The following is a 21,485-nucleotide window of genomic DNA, read 5'->3' on the forward strand; positions in this document are numbered from 1 at the left end:
TTCAAGCCTCGGATATGGATCAATCTTCACGACCAGCTCTCAGATCTCTTGGCCGGATCCCCAGTGCCAGCAGGACTCCGGCATAAATGGCACCACCCAGCACCAGCAACATGGTCAGCTGCAGGCTCGCCTTGCCCATACTCCATGCTCCCCATTGGGCCAGATCTGGCGACAGGTAGAGGAGTACGCCCCCCATCAGCAGGCTCGCCGTCAGCAACTTGAGGCAAAAGATCCCGGTGTGGCGGGAAGGCCGGTAGACGCTCTGCTGATGGAGTCCCTTGAACAGCAGGGCTGCGTTCAGCGTGCCCGAACAGGCGGTCGAGAGCGCCAGCCCCACGTAACCGAGCGGATAGATGAAGAGGAGGTTGCAGACCATGTTGGCGGCCATAGAGATCATCCCGATCCGTACCGGCGTTTTGGTGTCCTGACGGGCGTAGTAACCGGGCGCCAGCACCTTGATTAACATCAGCGACAGCAAACCGGAGGTGGATGCCAGCAAGCTGGCGCTCGACATAGTCACCTCATGCAAGCCGAACTCGCCGCGCATGAACAGCACCCGCAGGATGGGCTCACGCAGCACGGCAATCCCCACCATGGCGGGCAAACCGAGCAACATCACCATCCGCACCCCCCAGTCCATGGTGCGGGAGAAGTCAGCGGGATCGGCATCCACATGCTTCTTGGCCAATGCCGGCAGAATGACGGTACTGATGGCAACGCCGAACATGCCGAGCGGGAACTCCAGCAAGCGATCCGAGTAGTAGAGGTAGCTGATGGCACCGGTCGCCAGAAACGAGGCAAGCATGGTGTTGACCAACAGGTTGATCTGGCTGACCGATACCCCGAACAGCGCCGGGATCATCAGGGTGCGGATCTTCACGACCCCCGGATGGTGCCAACCCCACTTGGGCCACACCAGCATGTTGATCTGGCGCAGGAACGGGAACTGGAACAGGAACTGCACCAGACCACCGAGGAAGACACCGATGGCCAGCGCCAGTTCGGGATCGTCCAGCCAGGGCGAGATCCACCAGGCGGCGGCGATCATGGTGATGTTGAGAAAGATCGGGGTGAAGGAGGAGACCCCGAAGCGACCGAAAGTATTGAGAATGGCACCCGCCATGGCGGTAAAGGTGATGAACCAGAGGTAGGGGAAAGTGATTTTGAGCATCAGGCTCGCCATCTCGAACTTCTCGGCAGCCGGCCCGCCATGGAGCCAGTCCCAAAACCAGCCCCAGCCAAACAGGGCGGTCAGCACGCCGGAGCCCAGCACCCCGAGCAGGGTGACCACGGTCACTATCCCGCCGAGAGTCCCCGCCACCGCAGCCAGCAGTTCACGCACTTCACTCTCATCGCCCTTTTTCCGGTACTCGGTCATCACGGGGACAAAGGCCTGGTTGAAGGCACCTTCTGCGAACAGACGACGCAGGAAGTTGGGAATGCGATTGGCAAAGAAGAAGACGTCTGCGGCAACCCCGGCACCGAGCAGATTGGCGATGACCACATCGCGCACCAAGCCCATCACACGGGATGCCAACGTCATTCCGGACACAATAATTCCGGATTTGATCAATTTCTTACTCAAGACGAGGCCTCTGGAACTGTCAGAATGAAAAGAATGCTGCTAGAATCGGCCGACAGTTTAACCGTCTCCCATCTGACACACCACCGGGGGGCGGTGTTTATTTGCACAAATCATTTGACAATATGTGGTTGGGAAGGCATATTTCCGGGCCTTTTCAATACACTCGCTAAGACAGTTTTAGGAGTTTTACCTTGGCTAACATCAAATCTGCTAAGAAGCGCGCTCTTCAGTCAGAGAAACGCCGTCAGCACAACGCCAGCCGTCGTTCCATGACCCGTACCTACCTGAAGAAAGTCATCGCTGCTATCGCCTCTGGCGACAAAGCTGCCGCGACTGCCGCTTTCGCTGTTGCTCAGCCGATCATGGATCGTATGGCGACCAAAGGCCTGATCCACAAGAACAAAGCTGCTCGTCACAAGAGCCGCCTGTCTGCCCAGATCAAAGCTATGGCTTAATCGGCTTCTGCTGATAAAAGCTGAAAAAACCGGCCTAGTGCCGGTTTTTTATTTATCTGTGCTGCAGTAAAGTCGATGCAGCAAGGTGATCATCTCGCGCACCTCGTGGCTGCGCAGCGAATAGTAGACCGTCTGGGCCTCTTTTCGCGTGTTGACCAGCTCATCGCGCCGCAGCAATGCCAAATGCTGTGACAACGCAGACTGGCTCAATCCCAACCGCTCGTTGAGCTCCCCCACCGACAGCTCCCGCTCCAGCAGATGGCACAGGATAAAGAGCCGCCGCTCGTTGGCCAGCGCCTTGAGCAGGGCAACCGCCTGACCCGCACTGGCTTCCATCTCTTCAAGTTGCATCACATCTCTCCTCTGCCAATCATCGCCGATGATACGTGGTGACGCGCCGTTTTAAAACGACAGGGACGCAGGCTGGATGGCGGAGAAGTTCTCCTCCCCGGCAAAGAGGAAGGTGAAATCACTCTCACATACCCGTTTTACCGCCGGATGCTGGATCATCCGCTCGGCGAAGATGACGTAGTACTCCTCCATCAGATCCTGGGTCTCACCCAGCAACATCACCCCCTCCCCTTCGAGGATCTCCTCCCGATAGATGGTGGGGGCCATAAAGATACCCTGATTGAAGAAGCCAAACGCCTTCATCAGCGCCGCATCGTCAAACTCGCCAAGGATGCTGGGGGAGACCCCCTGCTGTTCAAACCACTGGGTCAGCTGGCGCCCCATGGCAGTACGGCGCCCAGGAATGAGCAGCTTGCGCTCTTCAAGACAGGCCGGAAAAGGGAGCGATGGCAGCGGCGCCTTGCAGAAGAAGCTGACACCGCAGCCGCCCAGCCGCTTGGAGAGCAAGCCTGCATGCTGGCTGGAATCCACCGGACAGTCGGAGAGGATCATGTCGAGCTTGTGCTCGCTCAGCTGCTCCAGCAGCAACTCGTGGGTCGATTCGAAGCAACGCAGGTGGATGGAGCCATCGTTGGGGATGACTGAGAGCAGCACGCGACTGGCAAGACGCTTGGAGAGGGCATCGGCGATGCCGACGTCGAACAGGATCTGGCTCTCCTTGCGATAGTTGACGATATCAAGCATCTCGTAGGAGAGGCTGAACATCTTGTCGGCGTAGCGAAACACCAGCTGACCCAGCTCGGTGGCCTCAAGGGTGCGACCCTTGCGCTTGAGTAGCTTGCCGCCCAAACGCTGCTCCAGCAGCTTGATCTGACCGGTCACCGTCTGCGGGGTCAAAAAAAGGGCTTCTGCCGCCTGAGTGACAGAGCCCTTCTTCTGCGTCATCCAGAAATAGTAGAGATGGTTGTAGTTAAGGTGTGACATCCGATGGGGTTCCCGCTTGACGCGGACTCCGGTAGCAGCTGAGTTCAACCGCCAGAATGTCATACATGTCGCTGACCGAGTCAACCTTGTTCGCGCCAAACTGCTCCATCAGACTGGCCTTGAGGCGTGCCTTGTCCGGCATCCGGTCAGCGCAATAACGCTTGTTGGAACGCTTGACCATCTCGCCAGCCCGGCTGCTCAGCGCCCGCTCGGAGAAGGTCTCGCCGAAACGAGCCTTAGCCTGCTTGTCCCCCAACATCAGAGCACTCTCCACCACCCCGTTGAGATAGGCCGAACAGCTGGCCGAACCAGCCTCCTGTCGACACTCTTCAAACCCGCCAGCTAATCCCATAGGACTGACCAAGAAGAGCAGTAACCATGCCTGTTTTCTCATAAACCCTCCGCATTCTGGTCCCCATCACTCTTGGGGAGTGACAATCGCAAGGCCAGATAGCCAACCAGCGCTGCAATGCTGGATCCAACGAGGATCCCGAGGCGCGAGTAGCTGCCGTAATCCAGCCCACCATGCTCAAAGGCCAGTGACGCGATAAACATCGACATGGTGAATCCGATACCACAGAGGATGCTGACCGCAAAAATCTGCTTGAAGTTAACCCCGGGCGGCAACTGGGCGATACCCAGTTTGACCGACAGCCAGCTGATGGTAAACACCCCGAGCGGCTTGCCGATAAACAGTCCCAGCATGATGCCCATGGGCACCGGATTCAACAGGGAGGAGAGACCTATCCCCTCAAGGGATACCCCTGCGTTGGCAAAGGCAAACAGCGGCAGGATCAGATAGGCGCTCCAGGGATGTAACGAGTGCTCAAGATGCTTGAGTGGCGACTCATAACGCTTCCCCTTGAGCGGGATCATAAATCCGACCACCACACCGGCCAACGTCGCGTGAACGCCCGACTTGAGTACAGCAACCCAGAGCACCAGACCAACCAGCATGTAGAGGCTGATCCTGTCCTCGCCACGACGGTTCATCCAGAACAGGGTAAAGGTAGCCAGAAGGCCGATCGCCAGCGCCTCAAGCGACAACTGCTGGGTATAGAAGAGTGCGATGATGATGATGACGCCGAGGTCATCCATGATGGCCAGCGCCAGCAGGAATACCTTGAGGCTCACCGGCACCCGCTTGCCGAGCAGCGCCATCACCCCGAGGGCAAAGGCGATGTCGGTCGCAGCCGGGATCGCCCAGCCAGCACGCGCCACTTCGTCCGAATAGTTGAAAAAGGCGTAGATCAAGGCTGGAGCCAGCATGCCGCCCACCGCCGCAATAGCCGGAAAAGTCGCTTGCACCCGAGAGGAGAGCGCCCCCTCCAACATTTCACGCTTCACTTCCAGACCAACCAGCAGGAAGAAAATCGCCATAAAGCCATCGTTGATCCAGAGCAGCAGTGGCTTGTTGATGTCGAGAGCCGCGATGCGCACCTGCACCGGCGTGTCGAGAAACGCCTGATACCCGCCAGCCAGCGCGGTATTGGCTAAAATCATTGCCAGCATGGCAGCCATGATCAGAATAATTCCGGAGGCGGCCTCCAGCTTCAGGAACTTTTTGATTACGTCACTCATGGTTAAATTTTCCACCGTATTGCTTTGGTTTGAGTCTATCCCTTGCAACAACCAATGGAAAATCGTTTCTTGCTGCTCAATACAACGAAAAAACCGAAAGCAAAATAGAACATACCTGCTATAAGCAGGTTTTTCCTCGTCTCTGGCTACCGTCTTATTAATCAATAAAATGAATTTTCAATTATTTAACTGCATAAAAAAGCGCCCTGAGGCGCCTTGCTATCAGATGGCGACGGGCGCCTTGATGCCGGGATGGGGGTCATAACCCTCGATCTCGAAATCCTCGAACTTGTAATCGAAGATGGAGTCAGGTTTGCGCTTGATCAGCAGGGTCGGCAGCGGGCGCGGCTCGCGGGAGAGCTGCAGCGCTGTCTGCTCCATGTGGTTGGAGTAGAGATGCACATCACCGCCAGTCCAGACGAAGTCACCCACTTCCAGATTGCACTGCTGGGCCATCATGTGGGTCAGCAGGGCGTAGCTGGCAATGTTGAACGGCAGGCCGAGGAACACATCACAGCTGCGCTGGTAGAGCTGGCAGGAGAGCTTGCCGCCCGCCACATAAAACTGGAAGAAGGCGTGGCAGGGGGCCAGCGCCATCTTGTCCAGCTCGCCCACGTTCCAGGCGGATACGATGATGCGGCGCGAATCCGGGTTGTGCTTGATGTCATCCACCGCTTTCTGGATCTGGTCGATGACAGACCCGTCAGCGGCAGGCCAGGAGCGCCACTGAGCGCCGTAAACCGGCCCCAGATCGCCATTCTCGTCGGCCCACTCATCCCAGATGCTGACGCCGTTTTCCTTCAGATAGGCGGTATTGGTATCGCCATTGAGGAACCAGAGCAGCTCGTGAATGATGGAGCGCAGGTGGCACTTCTTGGTGGTCACCAGCGGGAAACCTTCCGCCAGATTGAAGCGCATCTGATGGCCGAACAGGGAGACAGTACCGGTGCCGGTACGGTCTGACTTGACGGTGCCCTCATCGAGGATTTTCTGCATCAGGTCGAGATAAGCTCGCATTATTTCGCCTCCTTCACGGCATTACCGAACAACTGCGGACGCTTGTAGGCGGCCCAGATCATCAGGGCACCGGCGATAATCATCGGGGTGGAGAGGATCTGGCCCATGCTGATCTCCTGGAAATAGAGACCAAGCTGGCTGTCCGGCTGGCGCACAAACTCCACCAGGAAGCGGAACAGGCCGTAGAACAGCAGGAACATGCCGGAGATGGCACCGCGCGGCGGATTCTTGCGCCAGAAGAGATTGAGGATGATGAACAGCACCACCCCTTCCAGTGCGAACTGGTAAAGCTGGGAGGGATGACGCGGCTCGGGGCCGGCCTCCGGGAAGATGATGGCCCAGGGTACATCGGTGACCCGGCCCCACAGCTCGCCGTTGAGGAAGTTGCCGATCCGGCCGACGCCGAGACCGAACGGAATGAGCGGTGCCACAAAGTCGGCCACGGTGAAGAAGTGGCGCTTGGTCTTGTGGGCAAACCAGATCATCGCGGTGATCACCCCGATCAGACCACCGTGGAACGACATACCGCCGGTCCAGATCTTGAACAGGTAGGTGGGATCCGCGAGGAAGAGATCGAAGTTGTAGAACAGCACGTAACCGACACGGCCACCGAGGATCACCCCGAGGAAGCCGTAAAACAGCAGATCCGACACCTCGTTGCGGGTCCAGCCGCTGTTCGGCGCATCGGCGCGACGGCCGGCAAGCCACATGGCAAACGCGAAACCGAACAGGTACATGAGACCATACCAGCGTACCGATAGTGGTCCCAAACTGAATGCTACGGGATCAATCTGCGAGAAAACCCAATATCCATCGTGCTGCATATGCGGCCCCAGTCAAAATAAAAGCCGCATTTTCCGATCATTCGTCAGCAGGGACAAGGCATGATTATCAATCACTCTGTTTCGATTTATGACCGGCTCGCAGCAAACCGCCCAAACCATGCTCCTCCAGATAGCGGGCAAACAGGCCGCGCAGTACGTGGGGGTTGTCATGTTTGAGGCCATCGGCCATCAGTTCGGTCAACTCGCTCAGGGTGGATTGACGCAGCACGTACTTGATCCGGGCGATGTTGTGGGTGTTCATACTGAAGCGGCGATAGCCCATGGCAAGCAGCAACAGTACACCGACCGGATCACCGGCCAGCTCGCCACAGACCGACACCGGCTTCTGGTAGCGGTGGGAAGCATCAACCAGCTGTTGCAGGGCGCGGATCACCGCAGGATGGAAAGCATCATAGATGTTGGCAACCCGGGAATTGTTGCGATCCACCGCCAGCAGGTACTGGGTAAGGTCATTGCTGCCCACAGACCAGAAGTCGATGAGCGGCGCCATCTCCGGCAAAATAAAGAGGGCTGAGGGCACCTCGATCATCACCCCGAGGCTGGGGTAGCGGATCACTGCATCGCGGCTCGCCGCCTCTTCCGACACTTCCCGCCATGCCTGATCCAGCAGACGACGGGAGGCTTTGATTTCGCTGACGCTGCTGATCATCGGCAGCATGATGGCCAGATTGTCCAGCCCTTCACTGGCCCGCAGCATCGCCTTGAGCTGCACCAGAAACAGTTCGGGGTGATCCAGGGTGATCCGGATCCCCCGCCAGCCAAGGAAGGGGTTTTCCTCGACGATGGGGAAATAGGGCAACGGCTTGTCGCCGCCCACATCCAGCGTCCGCATGCAGACCGGCCGGTTGCGGTAGGTCTCCAGAATGCCGCGATAACGGGCTGTCTGCTCCCACTCTGAGGGGAAACTCTCCTGCAGCATAAAGGGGATCTCGGTGCGATAGAGACCGACCCCGTCCGCCAGCTGATTGAGGGAGATCTCGGTATCGGCACTGAGACCGGCGTTGAGCAGCAGGGAGACCTTGGTGCCGTCGGCCGTCTCGGATGGCAAGTTGTCGACACTGCGCACCAAGGTATCGAGCGCCCGCTCTTCGCTCAGCAGCTGACGATACTCGGTCAGAATCACCTGATTGGGTTCGATGAAGAGATCGCCGCTGTAACCATCGACAACCAGCATGCGACCGCCGATGTCGCCGAGGGGCAGATCGACCCCCATGATGGCGGCGACCCCCATGGCGCGGGCCAGAATGGCGGCGTGGGAGTTGGTCCCCCCCTTGAGTGAGACCACCCCGGTCAGATACTCGCGGGGCACTTCCGCCAGAATGGTGGCGGTCACTTCATCGGCAACCAGCACCACCGGCTCGCCGATGGAGATATGTTCCGGTTCATTCTGCACCAGTCGGCTGATCAGCCGCTGGGCAATATCCTTCACGTCGGTGGAGCGCTCCTGCAGGTAGGGATCCTTCATCCCTTTGAACTGCTCGATCAAGCGATCACTGATCAGCTTGACCGCAGATACCGCAGTCCAGTGCTCCTTGCTCACCTTGTTGCGAATGGGCTTGATATAGCCGGGATCGTTCAGCAGATGGAGGTAGATATCGAAAATCGCCACCGAATCCTGGCTGTAGCTTTCGCGAAAACGCAGCGCCAGACTCTCCAGATCGTGGCGCACCTCCTCAACCGCCAGCTCCAGCCGCGCCAGCTGGCTGGCATGGTCTTCATCCTTGCGCGGGGTAATGGACGAGAGCGCCTTGCGGGGCCGCCACACCCAGGCCTTGGCCATGGCGATGCCGCTGGCACCGGCAATACCGCGCAGCGGCTTGCTCCAGTCGGTCTTCTGCAACCACCCCTTGGCCTGCGCCTGGGCGATCCGCGCCGCCAGCTGGGCCGCCAGGGTGACCATGAAGGACTCTTCCCCCTCATCGAAGCGGCGGCTCTCCTTCTGCTGCACCACCAGAATGCCGACCACCTGACGCTGATGCATGATGGGAGCGCCGAGGAAAGAGCGGAACGCCTCTTCGGCCACATCGGGCAGGAATTTGAAACTGGGATGCGCGGGGGCATCAGCCAGGTTGATCAGCTCTTCCCGCTGACCCACCAGACCGACGATGCCCTGCTCGTAAGGCAGGGTCACCTTGCCGACTGCGGACGGGGCCAAGCCGTCAGTAGCCGCCAGGCGATAGCGGCGCACCTCGGGTTCCGAGACATAGACGGAGCAGCAGTCCACTGCCATGGCGTGCCGGGTCTGGCTCACCAATGCTTGCAAGGCCTGCTCGAGGGTATTGGCCTCGGCCATGCTCTCGACGATACGTCTCAGTTCCGTTAACAACTAATCTGTGCTCCTTAACGGGCGCGATTGCGCCGCCCATCCTTCTTGTTGACCTGCACTGCCGGCACCGGCATCGCCAGCGGGGCAAACTCTTTCATGACCCGGCGGTAAACCTCCCGCTTGAACGAAACGACCTGACGCACCGGGTACCAGAAGCTGACCCAACGCCAGTCGTCAAATTCGGGATGGCCATGACAGCCGAACTGGATCCGCGACTCCTTGCCCGAATTCAGCTGTAACAAGAACCATTTTTGTTTTTGGCCAATACAGACCGGTGAACTGTCCCAGCGGACAAGACGTTTGGGTAAACGGTACTTTAGCCAGTTACGACTGGTGGCCATGATGGTCACATCTTCGGGCTTGAGGCCAATCTCCTCATACAGCTCTCGATACATGGCCTGCTCTGGCGTTTCACCATCATCAACCCCCCCCTGCGGAAACTGCCAGGAGTGCTGCCCATAGCGTTTAGCCCACAACACTTGTCCTTCACGGTTACAGATCACGATACCGACATTGGGACGAAATCCGTCGCCATCAATCACGTGATCACCTTATAAAGGCTGAATCTATAAGGAGATTGTTCCACATTCACTCCGTGGCAGCAAACAAGGAGTGAATCCCCTGTTTCATGAATAACTTTCGATTTCAAACATACTTATAAACAAATCCAAGGATCCGCGCCTCCAAGTTGCCCACCCAGGCTGTGCATAAAGCTGTTAGCAAACGGGTATATACAGTACTTTTTCAATAGTAGTGAAAAGAAGACATTCATGTCACCACACGACACACAATATAAAAATCACTTTATATACAATAACTTAAATGCATAATACTGGATCTGGATCCATGCTCTTCCGGTAGCGTGCTCCCTGAGACTGATTGTGAACAAGTTCAACTGGTCAAAGATCCACCCAGGACAGATTATCCACAAGCACGGCACATTATCTACCCTGCTTGCTCGGCAAAAATGGGGGAGGATTCACAATTTTTTGTAACATATCGGCCATACCTTCCACTTTCATCCACTTATCCAAGATTTCTGTGGATAACTGTGTGTAACATCGCGAGCAAACCCTTGGACAACTATTTCAAGCTCAAGCACCGCTAGGAACCGTGCTCGATAAAACATACAAAAACCTTTAAAATCATGATGATGCACACATAACACTCAACTTATCCATGTTTGATCTTATCCACTCAGGATCGGTTATAAAAACAACGATCCTTCTCGGGATCCTCCCCTGTTAGAATATGGCGAGCAAGATGGAGCCAACTATGCCAAGCAATCCCCAATCCGAGCAGGAGTTATTGAGCCGCGCCTATGCCATGGCCGGCTTCACGCTGGCGCAGCTGGCCGCCGAGGCTGGCGTCGCAGTGCCCAAAGATCTGCGCCGTGACAAGGGGTGGGTCGGTCAGTTGATCGAGCTGCAACTGGGAGCCAGCGCAGGGAGCAAGCCGGAACAAGACTTCCCAGAGCTGGGGATCGAACTCAAGACGATCCCCGTGGATCCTCAAGGCAAACCGCTGGAAACCACCTTCGTCTGCGTCGCCCCGCTAATCGGCGTCAGCGGCCAGCGCTGGGAGGAGTCAAACGTGCGCAACAAGCTCTCCCGGGTGCTCTGGATCCCGGTGGAAGGCAGTCGGGAGATCCCGGTTGGCGAGCGACGGGTCGGCATGCCGCTGATGTGGAGCCCGAATGAAGAGGAAGATCGGCTGCTGCGTCAGGACTGGGAGGAGCTGATGGATATGATAGTGCTGGGAGAGGTGGAGCAGATCAGCGCGCGCCACGGCCAGGTGATGCAACTGCGCCCCAAGGCAGCCAACAACAAAGCGCTGACTCGCGCCATCGGCCGCGATGGTCAACCCATCATGACCCTGCCCCGCGGCTTTTATCTCAAGATCGACTTCACCCACAGTCTGCTGCAACGCTATTTTGCCTTGCCGACTTGATCTGCCTTATCAACATCTTTGTCATATGGTGGTATAAAAATAGACAGGATCCATTTTTAACTCACAGACAAGGAGGCGTCATGCCACTTACCAAGCAGTTTCTCAAGTCCAAACCCGAGGTCAAGGTGACCTTCGCCGTAGAGAAGGAGGCCGCAGCAGGGGCAGAACAGGTGATGCTGATCGGCGAGTTCACCCAGTGGCAACCGGTCGAGCTGAAACGCATGAAGAGCGGTGAGTTCAAGGCCACCCTCAATCTGCCGACCGACGGGCCGGAGAGTTTCGAGTATTGCTACCAGTTCATCACTCCTGAGGGAGAGACCCTCTACGAGAATGACTGGCAAGCCGATGCCTACGTACCCAGCCCCTACGGCCGCGACAACTCGGTGGTACGAGTCAGCCAGTAAGCAGTGACCGAATTCCGGATACAAAAAAGGCTCGCCATTGGCGAGCCTTTTCACTACCTGTCGAGCTTTTAGCCGACATACCGACACCAATTCGAATCGAATTAGTTGAGCTTCTCTTTGATACGAGCAGCTTTACCGGACAGGTTGCGCAGGTAGTACAGTTTGGCACGGCGAACATCACCACGACGCTTCAGTTCTACACTGTGGATCAGCGGAGAGTGAGTCTGGAATACACGCTCAACACCTTCGCCGTTGGAGATCTTGCGAACGGTGAAAGCAGAGTGCAGACCGCGGTTACGCTTGGCAATAACGATGCCTTCGAAAGCCTGCAGACGCTCTTTACCACCTTCTTTAACACGAACTTGAACACGTACGGTGTCGCCCTGGGCAAAAGCCGGGATGTCGGTACGCATTTGCTCTTGTTCAAGCTGCTGAATAATCTTGCTCATTGTCTTTCCTTACCTAGGATAAACTGAAAACTCTACTTAACGCTGTCACGCACTTCGCGGACATACTCGGCAAGAAGTGATTCTTGCTCGTCAGTCAGAGCTAGGTTGTTAATAAGTTCCGGCCTTCTTTGCCAGGTTCGTCCGAGAGATTGCTTGAGACGCCAGCGCCGAATCACTTCGTGATTGCCGCTTGTCAGCGCCTCGGGCACCGCCAATCCATCCAACACCTCCGGCCGAGTGTAGTGGGGATGATCCAGCAAGCCATCCGTAAAGGAGTCCTGCTCAGCACTGGCCTGATCACCCAAGACTCCTGGAACCAGACGCGAAACCGCATCGATCAGGGTCATGGCAGGCAACTCGCCACCACTTAACACGTAATCCCCGATAGACCACTCTTCGTCGACTTCGGTTTGTATCACGCGTTCATCGATACCTTCGTATCGACCGGCTACCAGAATCAGTTTCTGATTCGTCGCCAACTCGGTTACGCCAGCTTGAGTCAGCTTGCGTCCCTGAGGGGAGAGATAGATGACTTTCGCCCCGTCTCCCGCCGCTTGCTTGGCTGCATGAATCGCGTCACGCAGCGGCTGAACCATCATTAACATGCCGGGCCCACCACCATAAGGACGATCATCGACCGTACGGTGTTTGTCGTGGGTAAAGTCCCGGGGGTTCCAGCACTCAATCTGCAGCAGGCCACTCTTGACGGCCCGACCCGTTACCCCGTGCTCGGTAATGGCTCGGAACATTTCAGGGAAGAGGCTAATCACCCCAATCCACATAAGAAACCTCCGGCACCCGTGTTAGCGCGGGAAACTAGAAACCAGGATCCCAATCAACTTCGATTGTTCGAGCAGTCAGATCAATGTTCTTGATCACCTGCTCTTCCAGGAACGGAATCAACCGCTCCTTTGCACCAAAGGCATCTTTTACATTGGCCTCAACCACCAACACATCGTTGGAGCCGGTTTCCATCAATTCGGTCACCTTGCCCAGGTCGTATCCCTTGGTGGTCACCACGGAGCAACCAATCAGGTCACGCCAGTAGAACTCACCTTCAGGCAACGCAGGCAACAGATCGGCGGGTACGCCAATCTCGACATTGGTCAATGCCAGGGCATCTTCGCGCACATCGATACCATCGAGTTTGCAGATCAGACCCTTGTTGTGACGTTTCCAGGATGAAACCCGAATTTCACGCCACGCCCCGTTCTGATTAATCAGCCAGGGGTTGTAATCGAAAATCGCTTCGGCAACATCGGTGAAGGAGTTCACTTTAAGCCAGCCCTTGATGCCGTAAACGGTCCCCAGGGTGCCCAGAACTACAGGTTTTTCCACCTTAACTCCTTACCGTTTGGCTGATTAAGCAGCTTTGGCAGCGTCTTTGATCAGCTTGGCAACGCGCTCAGAAACAGCGGCACCAGTAGCAACCCAATGCTCGATACGAGCCAGGTCCAGGTTCAGCTTTTCAGCCTGACCAGAAGCAACCGGGTTGAAGAAACCAACGCGCTCGATGAAACGACCGTCGCGGGCGTTACGGCTGTCAGCAACTACTACCTGGTAGAACGGACGCTTTTTCGCGCCACCACGTTGTAAACGAATGGTTACCATATCGTCCTCATTAACATCTAATGAACAAGGCCCGCAAACACGCGGACCCTAGCTTAAAATAAGCCGCATAATTCTACTTGGATTCGTAATAATTGCAACCAAGCCAGCCATTTTTTGCGCAGGGCTGCAATGAAAAGGGCCTGCAACTCGCAGACCCTCGCTCAATACCTAACTCCGGATAATCAGAACGGACCGCGACCGCCACCAAATCCCGGTGGCAGCATGTTCTTCATCTGGCTCATCATTTTGCGCATGCCGCCCTTGCCGGACATCTTCTTCATCATACGCTGCATCTCGGTGAACTGCTTGAGCAGCTTGTTCACGTCCTGCACCTGCATGCCGGAACCTGCAGCGATGCGACGCTTGCGAGAGCCCTTGATGAGGTCGGGATGGGCACGCTCTTTCGGCGTCATGGAGCTGATGATGGCCTCCATCCGCACGGTGAGTTTGTCATCCATCTGATCCTTGATGTTGTCCGGCAGGCCGGACATGCCCGGCAGCTTGTCGAGCATGCCCATCATGCCGCCCATGTTGCGCATCTGGGCCAACTGCTCGCGGAAGTCCTCGAGATCGAAGCCTTTACCGCTCTTGACCTTGCTGGCCAGCTTGGCCGCTTTCTCTTTATCGACGTTACGCTCCACCTCTTCGATCAGAGAGAGCACATCGCCCATGCCGAGAATGCGAGAGGCGAGGCGATCAGGGTGGAACGGCTCCAGCGCATCGGTCTTCTCGCCCATACCGATGAACTTGACCGGTTTACCGGTGATGTGGCGCACCGACAGGGCGGCACCACCGCGGGCATCGCCGTCCGCCTTGGTAAGGATGACACCGGTGAGCGGCAGCGCTTCGTTGAACGCCTTGGCGGTGTTGGCGGCATCCTGACCGGTCATGGCATCCACCACGAACAGGGTCTCGACCGGCTTGATGGTGGCATGCAGATCCTGGATCTCGGCCATCATTTCGCTATCAACATGCAGACGGCCGGCGGTATCGACGATCACCACGTCATAGAATTTCTTGCGCGCCTGATCGATAGCGGCAGTCGCGATGGCAACCGGCTTCTGGCTTGCATCGCTCGGGAAGAAGTCGACGCCGATGTCACCCGCCAGGGTCTCCAGCTGTTTGATCGCCGCAGGGCGATAAACGTCGGCACTGACCACCAACACCTTCTTCTTGTTGCGCTCTTTGAGCAGTTTGGCCAGTTTGCCGACCGTGGTGGTCTTACCGGCCCCCTGCAAACCGGCCATCAGGATAATGGCGGGCGGCTGGGCAGCCAGATTGAGCTGTTCATTGGCCTCCCCCATCACGGTGACCAGCTCGCCGTGCACTATCTTGATGAATGCCTGACCCGGGCTCAGGGATTTGGCCACTTCCTGCCCGACGGCACGCTCCTTGACGCGCGCCACGAAATCACGCACGACCGGCAGGGCGACGTCCGCCTCAAGCAGCGCCATGCGGACTTCGCGCAGGGTCTCTTTGATGTTCTCTTCGGTCAGCCGACCACGGCCACTGACATTGCGCAAGGTGCGCGAGAGTCTTTCAGTCAAATTCTCAAACATGACGCATTCCGGTTCTTGGCGTAATAAATAGGGGGCATTATAACCCAGAGCAGCCGCGAGGACGATTATTCACCGCACCGTCGCTCATCTATGCTTCGTCCCTATATATGGGCGGATCGGCCATTGCACAACTGGCGAGCACATCTTGTGCAAGGTATACTGCTCCTCTTATATCCCTAAATGCTTGTGTAACAACGACCTGGTTATGATCGTGATCTCTGTTCTGGCCCTGGCGTTTTATCTGCTGGCCATCATCGCCTCACTGCACCTGCTGCTCAATGCCAAACAAGTCGGGTACACCCCCCTGTTCGCTTGCGTGGGACTGGCACTGGTAGCCCATGGTGCATCTGTTGCCAGCGAAGTAATGGTGACCCATTCCGGTCAAAACCTGAGCATGCTCAACGTCGCCTCGCTGGTGAGCCTGATCATCAGTTGCTTCATGACCTGCGTCACCCGTCGCTTCAACGGCTGGATCCTGCTGCCGGTAGTCTATAGCTTCTCGGCCCTGTTGCTGGCTGCCAGCGCCTTGATCCCGGGTCGCTACATCACCCATCTGGAGGCCCATCCCCAGCTGTTGCTGCACATCGGCCTAGCCCTGATGGCCTATGCGGTATTGATGATCGCCTGCCTGTTTGCGTTGCAGCTTGCCTGTCTGGACAAGCAGCTTAAATCTCGAAAAATCAGCAACCTGCCAGCCATGCCGCCACTGATGACGGTGGAGAAGCGGCTGTTCCAGCTCATCTCGGCGGGTCTGTTCCTGCTGACACTCTCCATTGCCTCCGGCCTGTTCTTCCTCGAAGACATGTTCGCCCAGGGCAAATCACACAAGGCGGTACTCTCCATTCTGGCCTGGTGTGTCTATGTGCTGCTGTTGTGGGGCCATCACACCTATGGTTGGCGCGGCCGTAAAGTCATCACTCTCAGTCTGATCGGCAGCTTCATCCTGACTCTTGCCTATTTTGGCAGTCGCTTCGTCAAAGAAGTGCTGTTGAGCTGACACCTATACTCTTTTAGCCATACCATCCAACAGGAGCCCTTTTTGGACAGCATCTCAACGAGTACATTACTGATTGTTCTCGTTATCTTGATCCTTCTTTCCGCCTTTTTCTCCAGTGCCGAAACCGGCCTGATGTCCATCAACCGCTACAAACTTCGGCATCTGGCACAGACCAAACACAAAGCCGCACGTCGCGTCGAGCAACTGCTCGCCCGCCCCGATCGCCTGCTGGGACTGATCCTGATCGGCAATAATCTGGTCAATATCCTCGCCTCCGCCATCGCCACCATCGTCTGTATCCGGCTGTTTGGTGATCTCGGGGTCGCCATCGCCACCTTCGGGCTGACCTTGGTGGTACTGGTATTCGGTGAAGTGACCCCCAAGACCCTGGCCGCCATGTTTCCGGAGAAGATCGCCTATCCCGCCTCCTGGATCCTCAAGGGGCTGATGGTGCCGCTCTCACCGCTGGTCTGGCTGATCAACGGCATCACCAGCGGCCTGCTCAAGATGCTGAAGATCAATCCCAACAAGGATGACTCCCTCAACACCGAGGAGCTGCGCACCATAGTCAATGAGGCGGGTAACCTGATCCCCCAGCGTCATCAGGAGATGCTGTTGAGCATTCTGGATCTCGACAAGATGCTGGTCGAGGACATCATGGTGCCACGCAGCGATATCTACGCCATCGACATCAACGATGACTGGAAGAGCATCCAGCGCCAGCTGGCCCACTGCGCTCACACCAAGATCCTGCTCTATCGCGACAATATCGACGACGTTGTCGGCTTTTTGCACGCGCGCGATGCCCTGCGACTGGTAGCCAGGGATCAGTTCAACAAATCGAGCCTGTTGCGGGAAGTGGACGAGATCTACTTCATTCCGGAAGGAACGCCGCTCAACGTGCAACTGGCCAAATTCCAACGCAACAAGGAGCGAATTGGCCTGATCGTCGACGAATACGGCGATATTCAGGGGCTAATCACTCTGGACGACATTCTGGAAGAGATCGTGGGCGACTTTACCACCTCCATGACGCCAGCGCCGAGCGACGAGATCCATCCCCAGTCAGATGGTTCTTATCTGGTCGAAGGCTCAGCCAATATTCGTGAGCTGAACAAGGAGATGAACTGGCATCTGCCCATCGATGGCCCGCGTACCCTCAACGGCCTGATCCTCGAATATCTGGAGGAGATCCCCCAGCCCAACATCGGGATCCGGCTGGCCGGTTATCCTATCGAGATCCTCGATGTGGAGAACAACATGGTCAAGATGGCGCGGATTATGCCGGCATCGTACCGGGCGGAATCGGATTCGCAAGATTGAAAAAGGGCTGCCAGTGGCAGCCCTTTTCTATTGCTCATCGTCATTGCTCATCTTCATCATCCGGCTCCAGCACCAGCGTCGGGATCAACTCGCCGAAGACCCGTTGCAGCTCGTCACGGTTGGCCAGCAGGTCTTGCAGCGTATAGCTGTCCATCACCGCCAGAAACGCATCCATCGCCTCTTTCAGCGCACTCTTGAGCAGACAGACAGAGACGATGTGGCAAGCGGGCGAGCCGCAGTCAATGCCGTCCAGATTGCCTTCCAGCGCCCTTATCACCTGCCCGATATTGATGGTAGCGGGATCGCAAGCCATGCGAATACCGCCATTCTTGCCCCGCTGGGATTGCAGATAGCCCAGCTTCACCAGCTGATTGACCACCTTCACCATGTGGTTGCGGGAAACACCATACAGGGCTGATACCTTGGCAACGCTCGACAACTCCCCTTCCGGCAGGGTGGCAAGATAGAGCAGGGCTCTCAATCCGAAATCTGTATAACTGGTTAGTCTCATAAAACCTGATTAGCGCGATGCGAAAAGTGGAGTATTGATTCAAATCAAATAAACATCTAGGATGCCACTTATTAAATGACATTTTATATGTTCAATTAGAACGAGGCCCCTATGCTAGATCAAACCACCGTTGCCGTCATCAAAAGCACCATTCCGCTGCTCGAATCGGCAGGTCCTGCCCTCACCCAGCACTTCTACCAACGGATGTTCAGCCATAACCCGGAGCTGAAAGATATCTTCAACCTGGCCCACCAACGCAGTGGCGGCCAGCCGCTGGCCCTGTTCAATGCAGTCGCCGCGTATGCAAAGAATATCGACAATCTGGGAGCGCTCGCCGGTGCGGTCGAGCGGATTGCGCACAAACATACCGGATTCCTGATCCAGCCAGAACAATATCACATTGTAGGTAGTCATCTCTTGGCCACGCTCAAAGAATTGGGCGGAAGTGCGGTCACCGACGAGGTGCTGGAGGCATGGGGCAAGGCGTATGGCGTGCTGGCAGACATCTTCATCGGCCGCGAGCGGGAGATCTATCAGGAGAAGGCAAGTCAGGATGGCGGCTGGCAAGGTACCCGCACCTTCATCATCAAGGAGAAGCGAGCCGAGAGCGACCTCATCACCTCCTTCCTGCTGGCACCGGAAGATGGCAAGCCGGTACTGACCTTCAAACCGGGCCAATACCTCAGCATCAAGCTGGTTCACCCCGAGCTGGAATATCAGGAGATCCGCCAGTACTCCCTCTCCGATGCCCCCAACGGGCAGGATTACCGCATCAGCGTCAAGCGTGAGCCGCAGGGTCAGGTCTCCAACCTGCTGCACGATCACCTGCAGGCGGGTGACAAGATCGAGGTGATGCCTCCTACCGGCGATTTCTACCTGAAAGCCGACAGCCAGACCCCGGTGGTACTGCTCTCAGCCGGTGTCGGCGTGACGCCGATGATGAGCATGCTCAACCAGCTGCTGGAAAGTGCTCATCAGGCCGAGATCACCTGGCTGCACGCCTGCGAACAGGGCGCTGTACACGCCTTCCGGGAGGATATTCAGCAAAAATCCCGCCAGCATCCCAACTTGCTGAGCCGGGTCTGGTATCGGGAGCCGGAGGCCAGCGATGTACAGGGTGAAGATTATGACCTGGCCGGCACCATGGATCTGACTGCCGTGAAAGAGCGCATCACGCCGCAGGCCCACTACTACTTCTGTGGCCCTGTCGGCTTCATGCAAGAGATCAAGCGGCAGCTGCTGGCGGCTGGGGTGTCAGCCGGGCAGCTCCATTACGAAGTTTTTGGCCCCCACCAAGATCTCTAAGGCGCAGGCAGCCATATAACAGAGGGAGGTTCCGGCTTGTCATGGCACGGCGGCTGGAACCGGACCCACAGGTGCAGATCTGTGGGTCATTTTTTTGGATCAGTGCATCGCCTTGGCGCGGGCCACCACGTTGGCCGGCATCCGGTTGCCAAGACGGCTGAGCAGACTCGCCGCCTTCTGGTGCAGCGCCTTGTCACCTATGACGGAGCCATGGAGCCAGCGATAGGCGTCCTCATAATCAAGCGGACTGCCCATCCCCTGCAACAGCATCTCGACCCACTCGATGCGAGCCCGCAGAAAACCGAGGCTGGCCGCCTCGCGCATCAGAGTTTCGGCTCGCACCAAATCCTTCTGCACCAAAGTTCCTTTCCAGTAGTAGCGCCCCAGCTGCTCCAGCGCTGGCGCCAACCCCTGATTGGCCGCCTCCCACATATATTGCACCCCGAGTTCGGCATTGGATTTGGTACAGACACCCCACGCCAGCATATCCCCCCAGAGGAATTGATAGGCCGGGATCTTCATCACCGAGGCGCGCGCTTCGATATCCTGAGTCAGCTGACAGCGATCCTGCTTCACCTGAGTGAGGTGACGCCCCTGCTCAATCCAGTTGAGCAACTCGTCCTGACGATAGAGTGGCACCGCCTGCAACTCGCCAGCGGCCAGAGGTGCGGGAGGCGCCACCACAGCAGCAGGTTCCACCGGTTTTGGCAGCGGCGCGGCCCCCTCGCCACTGCTGGCAACGGGGGTGACCGGCTCGGCCGGGAGCAAGACGGGGACTGCCTCAGAGGGCGCTGGCGTAGCAGCAGAGACAGGGGCCGTTGACACCGCAGCACTGCTTGCTGTCGGTGCCGATGCACTTGCTGCAGGCACATCGCTCGATACGGCAGCCGATACCGCCTCGGCACCATAGAGGGGCGCGGTGAATGTACCGACAAGAATGAGAAGGGTAAGGGGTTTCATCATAAGGATCTCCTGCTGCACTCTGTTATCGGCACCAAGCCCCATCCCCTTAGCCTGCCGGGCGGATCTCATCAATACAAAAGGGAGCCGAAGCTCCCTTGTTGGCACGGTTGACCCGCTTACTTGACGAAATCGACACCCAGCTGGATATCGGCTTTCAGGGTAGCCAGCATGCCTTCCATCGCTTCCTGCTCGAACGCGCTCAGCTTGCCGTAATCCAGTACGGTTTCGACGCCATTCTTGCCCAGCAGTACCGGCTGTGCGAAGAAGGTGGCGTGCTCGCCGTTGCCTTCAACGTAGGCGCACTCAACAACGTTGGCTTCGCCCTGCAGACCCTTGATGAGGGAGAGACCGAAACGGCAAGCCGCCTGACCCATGGAGAGGGTCGCAGAACCGCCACCGGCTTTGGCTTCCACCACTTCGGTACCGGCATTCTGGATGCGCTTGGTCATGGCTGCCACTTCTTCAGCGGTGAAGGAAGCGCCTTCAATCTGGGAGAGCAGCGGCAGGATGGTGACGCCACTGTGACCACCGATCACGTTGACGCGTACCTTGTCGATGTTCAACCCTTTGGCAGCGGCCACGAAGGTCTCGGCGCGGATCACGTCCAGGGTGGTGACACCGAACAGGCGACGCTTGTCATAGACACCGGCTTTCTTCAGCACTTCGGCGGCGATGGCAACGGTGGTGTTGACCGGGTTGGTGATGATGCCGATCAGTGCTTTCGGGCAAGTGGCCGCGCACTTCTCGACCAGATTCTTGACGATACCGGCGTTGATATTGAACAGGTCGGAGCGATCCATCCCCGGCTTGCGTGCCACACCAGCGGAGATCAGCACCACATCGGCCCCAACCAGCGCAGGAGTCGGATCTTCACCGCAGAAGCCCTTGATGGCGACGTCGGTAGGAATATGACTGAGGTCAACGGCCACACCCGGAGTAACCGGGGCGATGTCATACAGGCTCAGCTCGGAGCCAGCCGGCAGACGGTTTTTCAACAGCAGAGCGAGGGCTTGACCGATGCCACCAGCGGCACCCAGAACGGCAACTTTCATGATCAACTCCATGTTTAAGCGTAGGTTTAAGGTTGTTTGTTGTTGTGCGCCCAACCTTAATGGATCCCCCCATAAAAAACAATCTGATAACAGTTGCAGTCACGGGTTCTGTGAGCCACGAAACATGCGGGAGCAAAAATTGGAGGGAAATACAAAAAGTTGGAGGAGAAGCACAGTTTTTCTGCACTTCTCCTTACCATAAAGAGGTAGATCTGAG

General features: G+C 57.0%; 23 protein-coding genes. 6 read left to right on the forward strand and 17 right to left on the reverse strand.

Going from position 1 to position 21,485, the window contains the following annotated elements; translation table 11 throughout:
• Positions 1 to 19: 19 nt before the first annotated feature.
• The gene (murJ, locus tag G5168_RS08490) at positions 20 to 1,585 is read right to left on the reverse strand and encodes a murein biosynthesis integral membrane protein MurJ (RefSeq protein WP_201908813.1); all 1,566 of its coding nucleotides are present in this window, start codon (positions 1,583 to 1,585) and stop codon (positions 20 to 22) included.
• 191 nt (positions 1,586 to 1,776) lie between these two features.
• Between murJ and rpsT the strand changes: the two genes are divergently transcribed.
• Positions 1,777 to 2,040: a 30S ribosomal protein S20 gene (gene rpsT / locus G5168_RS08495; protein ID WP_005308808.1), complete on the forward strand. Its 264-nt coding sequence runs from the start codon at positions 1,777 to 1,779 to the stop codon at positions 2,038 to 2,040.
• A gap of 48 nt (positions 2,041 to 2,088) precedes the next feature.
• Here the strand turns inward: rpsT and G5168_RS08500 are convergent, their stop codons facing one another.
• From G5168_RS08500 to rppH, 8 genes are all read right to left on the reverse strand, one after another.
• The gene (locus G5168_RS08500; RefSeq protein ID WP_208737689.1) at positions 2,089 to 2,391 is read right to left on the reverse strand and encodes an ArsR/SmtB family transcription factor; all 303 of its coding nucleotides are present in this window, start codon (positions 2,389 to 2,391) and stop codon (positions 2,089 to 2,091) included.
• Positions 2,392 to 2,442: 51 nt separating this feature from the next.
• The gene (gene nhaR, locus G5168_RS08505) at positions 2,443 to 3,375 is read right to left on the reverse strand and encodes a transcriptional activator NhaR (RefSeq protein WP_042030739.1); all 933 of its coding nucleotides are present in this window, start codon (positions 3,373 to 3,375) and stop codon (positions 2,443 to 2,445) included.
• Positions 3,362 to 3,727, reverse strand: coding sequence for a hypothetical protein (locus G5168_RS08510; protein ID WP_216954529.1), 366 nt, complete (start codon positions 3,725 to 3,727; stop codon positions 3,362 to 3,364). Before G5168_RS08510 ends, nhaR begins: the two co-directional genes overlap by 14 nt.
• 38 nt (positions 3,728 to 3,765) lie before the next feature.
• Entirely contained in the window at positions 3,766 to 4,956 is a 1,191-nt protein-coding gene (nhaA, locus tag G5168_RS08515) for a Na+/H+ antiporter NhaA (RefSeq protein ID WP_005341370.1), read from the reverse strand.
• A 222-nt stretch (positions 4,957 to 5,178) separates the two neighbouring features.
• A complete protein-coding gene (thyA, locus tag G5168_RS08520) occupies positions 5,179 to 5,973 on the reverse strand; it encodes a thymidylate synthase (RefSeq protein WP_421252079.1) in 795 nt (264 codons plus the stop codon).
• Positions 5,973 to 6,797 carry a prolipoprotein diacylglyceryl transferase gene (lgt, locus tag G5168_RS08525; protein WP_031227775.1) on the reverse strand — a complete coding sequence of 275 codons (825 nt, stop codon included), beginning with the start codon at positions 6,795 to 6,797 and terminating at the stop codon, positions 5,973 to 5,975. The genes thyA and lgt overlap by 1 nt, the downstream gene beginning before the upstream one ends.
• A 67-nt stretch (positions 6,798 to 6,864) precedes the next feature.
• Positions 6,865 to 9,144 (reverse strand): phosphoenolpyruvate--protein phosphotransferase, encoded by a 2,280-nt coding sequence (ptsP, locus tag G5168_RS08530; protein ID WP_005340422.1) that lies wholly within the window; start codon positions 9,142 to 9,144, stop codon positions 6,865 to 6,867.
• A gap of 14 nt (positions 9,145 to 9,158) precedes the next feature.
• Entirely contained in the window at positions 9,159 to 9,686 is a 528-nt protein-coding gene (rppH, locus tag G5168_RS08535) for an RNA pyrophosphohydrolase (RefSeq protein WP_005340421.1), read from the reverse strand.
• Positions 9,687 to 10,419: 733 nt separating this feature from the next.
• On the opposite strand from rppH, the gene mutH reads away from it, so the two are divergent.
• Positions 10,420 to 11,094 carry a DNA mismatch repair endonuclease MutH gene (mutH, locus tag G5168_RS08540; RefSeq protein ID WP_042084339.1) on the forward strand — a complete coding sequence of 225 codons (675 nt, stop codon included), beginning with the start codon at positions 10,420 to 10,422 and terminating at the stop codon, positions 11,092 to 11,094.
• Positions 11,095 to 11,174: 80 nt separating this feature from the next.
• Positions 11,175 to 11,498, forward strand: a complete 324-nt coding sequence (locus G5168_RS08545) for an isoamylase early set domain-containing protein (protein WP_227341903.1) — start codon at positions 11,175 to 11,177, stop codon at positions 11,496 to 11,498.
• 101 nt (positions 11,499 to 11,599) lie between these two features.
• Here G5168_RS08545 and rplS read toward each other — a convergent pair whose 3' ends face one another.
• The 5 genes from rplS to ffh form a co-directional block, all read right to left on the reverse strand.
• Positions 11,600 to 11,947, reverse strand: a complete 348-nt coding sequence (gene rplS, locus G5168_RS08550; protein WP_005308701.1) for a 50S ribosomal protein L19 — start codon at positions 11,945 to 11,947, stop codon at positions 11,600 to 11,602.
• Between the two features lie 32 nt (positions 11,948 to 11,979).
• Positions 11,980 to 12,729 (reverse strand): tRNA (guanosine(37)-N1)-methyltransferase TrmD, encoded by a 750-nt coding sequence (gene trmD, locus G5168_RS08555; RefSeq protein ID WP_005308699.1) that lies wholly within the window; start codon positions 12,727 to 12,729, stop codon positions 11,980 to 11,982.
• Positions 12,730 to 12,763: 34 nt separating this feature from the next.
• Positions 12,764 to 13,285, reverse strand: a complete 522-nt coding sequence (gene rimM, locus G5168_RS08560; RefSeq protein WP_005340394.1) for a ribosome maturation factor RimM — start codon at positions 13,283 to 13,285, stop codon at positions 12,764 to 12,766.
• Between the two features lie 24 nt (positions 13,286 to 13,309).
• The gene (gene rpsP / locus G5168_RS08565) at positions 13,310 to 13,558 is read right to left on the reverse strand and encodes a 30S ribosomal protein S16 (protein ID WP_216952849.1); all 249 of its coding nucleotides are present in this window, start codon (positions 13,556 to 13,558) and stop codon (positions 13,310 to 13,312) included.
• Positions 13,559 to 13,740: 182 nt separating this feature from the next.
• Positions 13,741 to 15,117: a signal recognition particle protein gene (ffh, locus tag G5168_RS08570; RefSeq protein WP_005341384.1), complete on the reverse strand. Its 1,377-nt coding sequence runs from the start codon at positions 15,115 to 15,117 to the stop codon at positions 13,741 to 13,743.
• Positions 15,118 to 15,322: 205 nt separating this feature from the next.
• Here ffh and G5168_RS08575 point away from each other — a divergent pair, with 205 nt between their 5' ends.
• Complete coding sequence (locus G5168_RS08575; protein ID WP_227341902.1) at positions 15,323 to 16,114, forward strand: cytochrome C assembly family protein; 792 nt, start codon at positions 15,323 to 15,325, stop codon at positions 16,112 to 16,114.
• 42 nt (positions 16,115 to 16,156) lie between these two features.
• Entirely contained in the window at positions 16,157 to 17,437 is a 1,281-nt protein-coding gene (locus G5168_RS08580; RefSeq protein WP_005348906.1) for an HlyC/CorC family transporter, read from the forward strand.
• 40 nt (positions 17,438 to 17,477) lie between these two features.
• Here G5168_RS08580 and G5168_RS08585 read toward each other — a convergent pair whose 3' ends face one another.
• Positions 17,478 to 17,948 carry an Rrf2 family transcriptional regulator gene (locus tag G5168_RS08585; RefSeq protein ID WP_005340388.1) on the reverse strand — a complete coding sequence of 157 codons (471 nt, stop codon included), beginning with the start codon at positions 17,946 to 17,948 and terminating at the stop codon, positions 17,478 to 17,480.
• 111 nt (positions 17,949 to 18,059) lie between these two features.
• Between G5168_RS08585 and hmpA the strand changes: the two genes are divergently transcribed.
• The gene (gene hmpA, locus G5168_RS08590; protein WP_201990764.1) at positions 18,060 to 19,253 is read left to right on the forward strand and encodes an NO-inducible flavohemoprotein; all 1,194 of its coding nucleotides are present in this window, start codon (positions 18,060 to 18,062) and stop codon (positions 19,251 to 19,253) included.
• Between the two features lie 99 nt (positions 19,254 to 19,352).
• Here hmpA and G5168_RS08595 read toward each other — a convergent pair whose 3' ends face one another.
• On the reverse strand, positions 19,353 to 19,937 hold the full coding sequence (locus G5168_RS08595) for a tetratricopeptide repeat protein (RefSeq protein WP_103251390.1): 585 nt from the start codon (positions 19,935 to 19,937) through the stop codon (positions 19,353 to 19,355).
• A gap of 395 nt (positions 19,938 to 20,332) precedes the next feature.
• Positions 20,333 to 21,268, reverse strand: coding sequence for a malate dehydrogenase (mdh, locus tag G5168_RS08600; protein WP_005340384.1), 936 nt, complete (start codon positions 21,266 to 21,268; stop codon positions 20,333 to 20,335).
• Between the last annotated feature and the right edge of the window lie 217 nt (positions 21,269 to 21,485).

The organism is Aeromonas sp. 600724 (genome assembly GCF_049175135.1).
In the GTDB taxonomy this organism is placed as follows: Bacteria; Pseudomonadota; Gammaproteobacteria; order Enterobacterales; family Aeromonadaceae; genus Aeromonas; species Aeromonas veronii_A.

What these genes read in the sequence shown, in the direction of transcription:
- G5168_RS08500 (WP_208737689.1), bottom strand. Translation starts at nt 2,391, where the DNA reads ATGCAACTTGAAGAGATGGAAGCCAGTGCGGGTCAGGCGGTTGCCCTG.
- nhaR (WP_042030739.1), bottom strand. Translation starts at nt 3,375, where the DNA reads ATGTCACACCTTAACTACAACCATCTCTACTATTTCTGGATGACGCAG.
- G5168_RS08510 (WP_216954529.1), bottom strand. Translation starts at nt 3,727, where the DNA reads ATGGGATTAGCTGGCGGGTTTGAAGAGTGTCGACAGGAGGCTGGTTCG.
- nhaA (WP_005341370.1), bottom strand. Translation starts at nt 4,956, where the DNA reads ATGAGTGACGTAATCAAAAAGTTCCTGAAGCTGGAGGCCGCCTCCGGA.
- thyA (WP_421252079.1), bottom strand. Translation starts at nt 5,973, where the DNA reads ATGCGAGCTTATCTCGACCTGATGCAGAAAATCCTCGATGAGGGCACC.
- lgt (WP_031227775.1), bottom strand. Translation starts at nt 6,797, where the DNA reads ATGCAGCACGATGGATATTGGGTTTTCTCGCAGATTGATCCCGTAGCA.
- mutH (WP_042084339.1), top strand. Translation starts at nt 10,420, where the DNA reads ATGCCAAGCAATCCCCAATCCGAGCAGGAGTTATTGAGCCGCGCCTAT.
- G5168_RS08545 (WP_227341903.1), top strand. Translation starts at nt 11,175, where the DNA reads ATGCCACTTACCAAGCAGTTTCTCAAGTCCAAACCCGAGGTCAAGGTG.
- rplS (WP_005308701.1), bottom strand. Translation starts at nt 11,947, where the DNA reads ATGAGCAAGATTATTCAGCAGCTTGAACAAGAGCAAATGCGTACCGAC.
- trmD (WP_005308699.1), bottom strand. Translation starts at nt 12,729, where the DNA reads ATGTGGATTGGGGTGATTAGCCTCTTCCCTGAAATGTTCCGAGCCATT.
- rpsP (WP_216952849.1), bottom strand. Translation starts at nt 13,558, where the DNA reads ATGGTAACCATTCGTTTACAACGTGGTGGCGCGAAAAAGCGTCCGTTC.
- ffh (WP_005341384.1), bottom strand. Translation starts at nt 15,117, where the DNA reads ATGTTTGAGAATTTGACTGAAAGACTCTCGCGCACCTTGCGCAATGTC.
- G5168_RS08575 (WP_227341902.1), top strand. Translation starts at nt 15,323, where the DNA reads ATGATCGTGATCTCTGTTCTGGCCCTGGCGTTTTATCTGCTGGCCATC.
- G5168_RS08585 (WP_005340388.1), bottom strand. Translation starts at nt 17,948, where the DNA reads ATGAGACTAACCAGTTATACAGATTTCGGATTGAGAGCCCTGCTCTAT.
- hmpA (WP_201990764.1), top strand. Translation starts at nt 18,060, where the DNA reads ATGCTAGATCAAACCACCGTTGCCGTCATCAAAAGCACCATTCCGCTG.
- mdh (WP_005340384.1), bottom strand. Translation starts at nt 21,268, where the DNA reads ATGAAAGTTGCCGTTCTGGGTGCCGCTGGTGGCATCGGTCAAGCCCTC.